Origin of the sequence: Micromonospora sp. NPDC005087 (assembly GCF_042872965.1) — a bacterium.
Classification (GTDB): domain Bacteria; phylum Actinomycetota; class Actinomycetes; order Mycobacteriales; family Micromonosporaceae; genus Micromonospora.
On sequence record NZ_JBIALB010000058.1, the window covers coordinates 1 to 6,096 of the forward strand.

The following is a 6,096-nucleotide window of genomic DNA, read 5'->3' on the forward strand; positions in this document are numbered from 1 at the left end:
ACAGGGGAGTCCAGTATCGAGCGATTCGCTACAGCCAGCGGCTCGCCGAGGCCGGCGCTGTCGCCTCGGTCGGCTCCAAGGGCGACTCGTACGACTGTGAGACTTTGAGACGCCGTCAGGCGGCCTGACTCTTGCTTACGACTGACCCCGCAGTTCGGGTGTCCTAGCTGTTGATCTGTCGTCCGCCTGGCGGTGCAGCACCCTGTGGTGCTGGCCGGACGGGCGTGACCTTATAGGAGCCTGATCGCAACAGGTCCCGTCACAGTCCCGTCCACCCGGCCGGCCAGCGTCGCGCACCCCCGCCCCTGGTCTGAGCTGGAGCCGCAATGTCGAGCATGAACCCCGATCCGCGCAGGCGTCGAGTCGTCATCGGCGTCGACACCCACAAGTACGTTCACGTCGCCGTGGCCCTCGATGACATCGGTGGCCGCCTGGAGACCCGCTCGTTCCCGGCTGATAAGAGCGGATACGAACAGCTGCTTGACTGGGCGGCCTCGTTCGGCGCCCGGCAGCTGATCTTCGCGATCGAAGGCACCGGTTCCTACGGTGCCGGTCTGACCTCCGCCGTCCGCCGCCGTGGCCTGGGCGTGATCGAGGTCCTGCGCACCGACCGCCGCGACCGCCGGCTGCGCGGCAAAAGCGACACCCTGGACGCGGAGAACGCCGCCCGCTCGGTGCTGGCCGGTAACGCCACCAGCGTCCCGAAGACCAACGACGGTGTGGTCGAGATGATCCGCCAGATCAAGGTCGCCAAAAACGTCGCCGTCAAAGCCCGCACTGCCGCGATGATCACCCTCAAAGCGGTCCTCGTGACCGCCGGTCCCGACCTACGCGAACAGCTGCAACCGCTGACGAAAATGGCCCTGATCGACCGCTGCGCAGGACTGCGCCCCGGCCCGGTCACCACCGTGGGCGCCGCAACCAAACACACACTGCGCTCGATCGCGCGTCGATGGCAACTGCTCAACGACGAAATCAAGACCCATGAGGCCCTGCTCAGCGAGCTCACCAGCCAACTCGTCCCACAGTTGGTCGACGCGTTCGGCGTCGGCGCAGACACCGCCGCGGAAATGCTCATCGTCGCCGGCGACAACATCGACCGGGTCCGCTCCGAACCGGCCTGGGCGCGACTCTGCGGCGTCGCACCGATCCCCGCATCCTCCGGCATGACCAACCGGCACCGACTCAACCGCGGTGGCCACCGCCAGGCCAACGCCGCTCTCTACCGAGCCGTCATCGTCCGCATGCAACACCACGAACCCACCCGCGCCTACGTCGCCCGACGCACCACCGAAGGCAAGACCAAAGCCGAGATCATCCGCTGCCTAAAACGGCACCTCGCCCGCGAGATCTGGGCCCTGCTCAAACCTCTACGCAGCCTCGCAACGACGACCACTCCAGCAAATTGACAAATATAGGAGCGTCAACGCGATGGCCGAGGCGTTCAACTCCCTATACATGGCCGAGGCGTTCAACTCGCTCTACAAGGCCGAACTCGTGCGCAACCGAGGTCCGTGGCGCGGGCTCGACGACCTGGAGATGGCCACCGTCGAGTACATCGACTGGTACAACAACCGCCGCCTGCACGGCGAGCTCGGGCACATCCCGCCCACCGAACACGAGGCCCTACACGCGATGACCCAGCCGGTCACCGCAGCCCTGAAAACCAGCTAACCAACTCTCCATCAAACCCGGGGCTTGACACTTTGGCGTGACGGACGACAACCGACAGCGTTGGAGGCCGTTGGAGCTGTCATCTATTACGCCGAGCACGATGCCTACCAGCCAGTGCCCGGCAGCAGCGTGGGAACGCTCGCCTGAGTGACTAACTGAGTGACGATCCGGGCGTACACGCCTGGACGCTGGTGGACGACGAAGGACGCGGACGCCAGCCTAAGACGAACGTTGGGGCAGGTTGACGGGTCCTGATCGTTGCCTGGGGGTCAAGGGGTCGTCGGTTCAAATCCGGCCGTCCCGACAGGATGAATCAGCAGGTCAGAGGGCTGGTCCGAACATCGGGCCGGCCTTGCTGGCTTCCTGGGGACCATGCCGGTCAAGTGCGCCGTCCGGAAGCTCTCCTTTGACCGCGGTCGAGCCACGGGCCAGCCCTGTTCCCTGCCGAGCTCTTCGCTTCGTCACGGCTGCCCGCAAAGCGGGCGCGCCGGCTCGGCCCCGGCCTGCTGGCGACCTCCAGCCGGAATCCGCCGGGCCGGCGGCCACGCTGGGACCACCGGGACCACGAGGGGAACTCCCCCCGAACCTCAACCCTCCTCGGAAATCAGCAGCCCCACCGGACGAGGCCAAGGTCGTGCCCGTTGCGTGCCCGTTGCTATGGGAGCCGAGGGTCAACAACGCGGCCCCGGCGGCATCCTGAAGCGGGCTCCTCCCTCCCCGGTTTGACGCGCGCTTCGGTAGGGAAATTTCGCGACACCTCAATGAAGGAGGCTGTATGGAGACGTCCGCTAGCGTCGGGCGCAGTTACCGACAGCCGACACGCCCATGCGTGGCGGTGTGTGCTGCAGCGCCAACCGCGAGGGGGCGAGCCTAATGGCTCGCGTCGGTCGCTACGGGATCCCAGGGTTCGTGTGGTTCCTGATTTGGCTCGTCGTTTGCATCTTGATCGTCATCCTGTTGGCGCTGCTCATTCACCACTTCGGAGGCGCCTCGCTTTCGCTCAAGATCGGCCACTTCTACCTGAACGTCGGGGTCACCTGACCTGCCAGATCGTCGACACTCCGGCACCGGCACCGCACCAGGTTTGTTAGCCGTCACCTTCGGTGACGGCTAACAGGCTTGGAAGTGGGCCGCCCCCGCTTTCATGGAGCTTTTTGATCATGGCCTGATGGCCGCGGGAGGAAGTCGTCCGTGGCAGTACCGAACGATTACCCCGACGAGCTACGCCAGCGCTCTGTGCGCTTGTACCGCGCGTCGGACCCGAAGTCGGTCATCCGGCGCCTGACCGAGCAGCTCGGCGTGCATCACGAGGCGTTGCGGAACGATCGGGCATGCTGAGGCCGACGCGGGTGAGCGTCATACCGGCCCACCGGCGTTATGAACACCGTGACCCGCTTGCGGTCTCGGCTGTCGGGCTCTCTCTACTGGCTGGCGGACCTGTGGGACTCGATCAACGAGGACGGCCGCGAGGACACGATCCGCTACATCGATTACATCGTGCGTCACCGCCACGACTGACCTGCGGTGCCCACGCGATCACCGTCGGGCGACGCCCCGGACGGCAGCGTCGAGAGCCCGGCCGGGAAGCTGCGCCAGCTGACGCTGGGCGAGCCGCGCGGCCGGGGCCGCCCACCTTGCGAGTGGGCGGGCCCGGCCGTCGCTCGCGCCAGCCTGCTGCCCGCCAGCCGGTGGGAATGGGCGCCGCGACTACACAGGGACCTGCCGGCGATCGCCCTCGCCTGAGCAGGCATCGCCTGCCCACCCGTCGACGCGGCACTGCTCGACGACTACCGCGGCCACCTCGCAAACCTGGGACACCTGCCCAGACCGTGAGCAGCCAGGGGCCGGTGGACCGCAGCGGCGGATACGGCCTCGGTCCAACGGCGCATCTTCTTCCGTCGCGGGTGAGGGCCGCGAACGCCTCGTTCTCCAGGTCGAGGTACTGGTCCTGGCCGACGTGGATCTCGACGTGGGTGCGGGCCGGGGCGGCGGCGATATTGGCGTTGCGGCTGGCGCCGAAGATGTGTTGGGCGAAGAACCGGGCCATTGGTTTCGATGAGTGCAGCCTCCCGGTGACCGCCACATGGGAGAGACGACAGGTAGTCGAGGGTTGTGGCCAACAGGGGGTTGCTGCCCAAGAGTTAGGAGGCAAGAGTCAGGAGGCAAGCGTCAGGAGGCAAGAGTCAGGAGGAGGAGATGCATCGAGTGCGTCTGGCGGCTACGGCCGCCATCATCGTTGCGTTCATTGGCGCGCCGCCGGCGGTTGCAGCACCGCCGGACGTTGATTCGACCCGGCTAGAGCAGCTGGTGACCGTGGAGGGCATCACCGAACATCAGCAGGCGCTGCAGAACATCGCCGACCTCAACGGCGGCACGCGCTACACGCGCACGCCGGGCTACACCGCGTCGGCGGCCTACGTGAAGGCCACGCTGGAGAAGGCCGGCTACGACGTCCGCTATGAGATGTTCAACATGCCGGAGTGGCGTGAGACCGCGGCGCCCGTGTTGCAGCAGGTCTCCCCGACGAGCAAGTCCTATGTCGCCGGTAGCGCCGCGGACGACGACTCGCCGTCGGTCGACTTCATCGCTTTCGAGCACTCGCCGACCACGTCGCTGACGAACGTCAAGGTCGTCCCGACGGACGACATCGTGATCCCGAGCCCGGGCGGGACCACGTCGGGCTGTGAGATGTCGGACTTTCCGGCGGCGACGAACGGCTCGGTGTCGCTGATCCAGCGCGGCACGTGCGGGTTCACCCAGAAGCTGGACAACGCCGTGGAGGCGGGCGCCGTCGGGGTGATCCTCTTCAACGAGGGCGACACAGCGGGTCGCCGCAACGCGCTGTTCCGCTCGGCCTCGTCTGGGTACCCGCTGCCTGCGGTGTTGTCGAGCTTCGCCGTCGGTCAGGAGCTCTACAACGCGTACGAGGCGGGCCAGAACCCGACCGTCAACCTCACGACCAACGGTGTCGACGAGGAGAAGCTGTATCCGAACGTGGTTGCCGAGACCAAGCGCGGTGACGCGAACCACATGGTGCTGCTCGGCGCGCATCTGGATTCGGTGCCGGCGGGTCCAGGCGTCAACGACGACGGTTCGGGCACGGCGTTCCAGCTCGAGCTCGCCGAGCAGCTCGCCAAGGCGGGCACACCGCCGCGTAACAAGATCCGCTTCCTGTGGTTCGGCGGCGAGGAGGACGGCCTGGTCGGCTCGCAGTACTACGCCGCCCACCTCTCCGATGCCGAGGTCGCGCGTACGGACATGATGCTCGACACCGACATGATTGCCTCGCCGAACTTCGCGCGGCTCGTCTACGACGGCGACGGCTCGACGTTTGGGTCTGAGCTCGCCGGGCCCGCGGGCTCCGGCGTGATCGAGCGGGTGCTCACCGACTACTGGTCCGAGCGCGGGATGGCCAGCGAGACGATTCCGTTCGACGGCCGCTCGGACTACGTCGGCTTCATCAACCGCGGCATTCCTGCGGGTGGTGTGTTCGCCGGCGCCGAGGCGCACAAGACCGCTGAGCAGGTCGCCAAGTACGGTGGCGTCTTGGGCGAGCAGCTCGACCCCTGCTACCACGAGGACTGCGATACGTACTCGACGGTCACGGGGCAGCCGCCGGCCTCGACGATGGAGACGTACTCCACGAACCCGGTGCTCGCGCAGCAACAGGCAGACAGCCTCAACGGCAACGCACTGCGCTCGCTGGAGCAGTTCAAAAACACACTCGTGCACGCCGTCTGGTACTTCGCGCGCGTCAAGAACGCCTTGCCGTCGGAAACGATCGCGGTGAACGCCAAGAAGGCCGAGCGCAGCTACCAGTTCAAGCACCAGGGCCACGAGCGCATCGGCGACCGCTGAGCGGCTCGATAGATCGCTGCCCCGGCGTCCACGCCGGGGCAGCGTCGCGCTCTGCTGAGAATCGCGCGACGCTCATGCAGGTGCCGCGCCGCAGATGCGGGCACGAGCCGATTGCGCGGTAGCACGCGCGTGGTTACGGAAGTATTGCCGGGTGACCACGACCGAAGTAGCTCTCTAGGTAACCCGTCTCTCCAGTGCTTCAGGGTGAAGATCATCTGGGCACGATCCCTCTGCATCGAAAGTGGCGCTCTGTTAGCGCGGCGCGCGTCGCCTTCGGACCAGCGATGCCAGCAGCCACAGCATTCGGCACACCGCCAGAACAGGCCACGGTCGTCGTGGGGATTGCCGCCCCGTCTGACAAGTCGGCATCGCAATGTGGGCCGGTCTCACGTTTACGCATCGGGGCTCACCTTGGAAAGGGATGGCGTAAACATAGGGCCAGCTTTGGCTTAGTAGGCCTCCGGCGTACTGAGGTGATCTCAACAAGGCCGTGCAGCGGGTTGCGGATGACACGGGCATTGCGTCCATAGCGGACAGCGCTGGATGTGGGCGTGGAGCCATCGA

General features: G+C 66.5%; 5 protein-coding genes and 1 pseudogene. All 6 read left to right on the forward strand.

Annotated elements, in window-relative coordinates; genetic code table 11:
- Positions 1-326 precede the first annotated feature (326 nt).
- The 6 genes and pseudogenes from ACFYPS_RS36685 (at position 327) to ACFYPS_RS36710 (ending at position 5,532) form a co-directional block, all read left to right on the forward strand.
- Entirely contained in the window at positions 327-1,409 is a 1,083-nt protein-coding gene (locus ACFYPS_RS36685; protein WP_387331060.1) for an IS110 family transposase, read from the forward strand.
- A gap of 52 nt (positions 1,410-1,461) precedes the next feature.
- Positions 1,462-1,674 (forward strand): annotated as a pseudogene (locus tag ACFYPS_RS36690) (IS3 family transposase); the annotation flags it as partial.
- 909 nt (positions 1,675-2,583) lie between these two features.
- Entirely contained in the window at positions 2,584-2,715 is a 132-nt protein-coding gene (locus tag ACFYPS_RS36695; RefSeq protein WP_387331063.1) for a hypothetical protein, read from the forward strand.
- A 336-nt stretch (positions 2,716-3,051) separates the two neighbouring features.
- The gene (locus tag ACFYPS_RS36700; protein ID WP_387331066.1) at positions 3,052-3,192 is read left to right on the forward strand and encodes a hypothetical protein; all 141 of its coding nucleotides are present in this window, start codon (positions 3,052-3,054) and stop codon (positions 3,190-3,192) included.
- A gap of 6 nt (positions 3,193-3,198) precedes the next feature.
- Positions 3,199-3,417, forward strand: coding sequence for a hypothetical protein (locus ACFYPS_RS36705; protein WP_354968572.1), 219 nt, complete (start codon positions 3,199-3,201; stop codon positions 3,415-3,417).
- A 453-nt stretch (positions 3,418-3,870) separates the two neighbouring features.
- Positions 3,871-5,532 carry a M28 family metallopeptidase gene (locus ACFYPS_RS36710; protein ID WP_387331069.1) on the forward strand — a complete coding sequence of 554 codons (1,662 nt, stop codon included), beginning with the start codon at positions 3,871-3,873 and terminating at the stop codon, positions 5,530-5,532.
- The last annotated feature ends 564 nt before the right edge of the window (positions 5,533-6,096 follow it).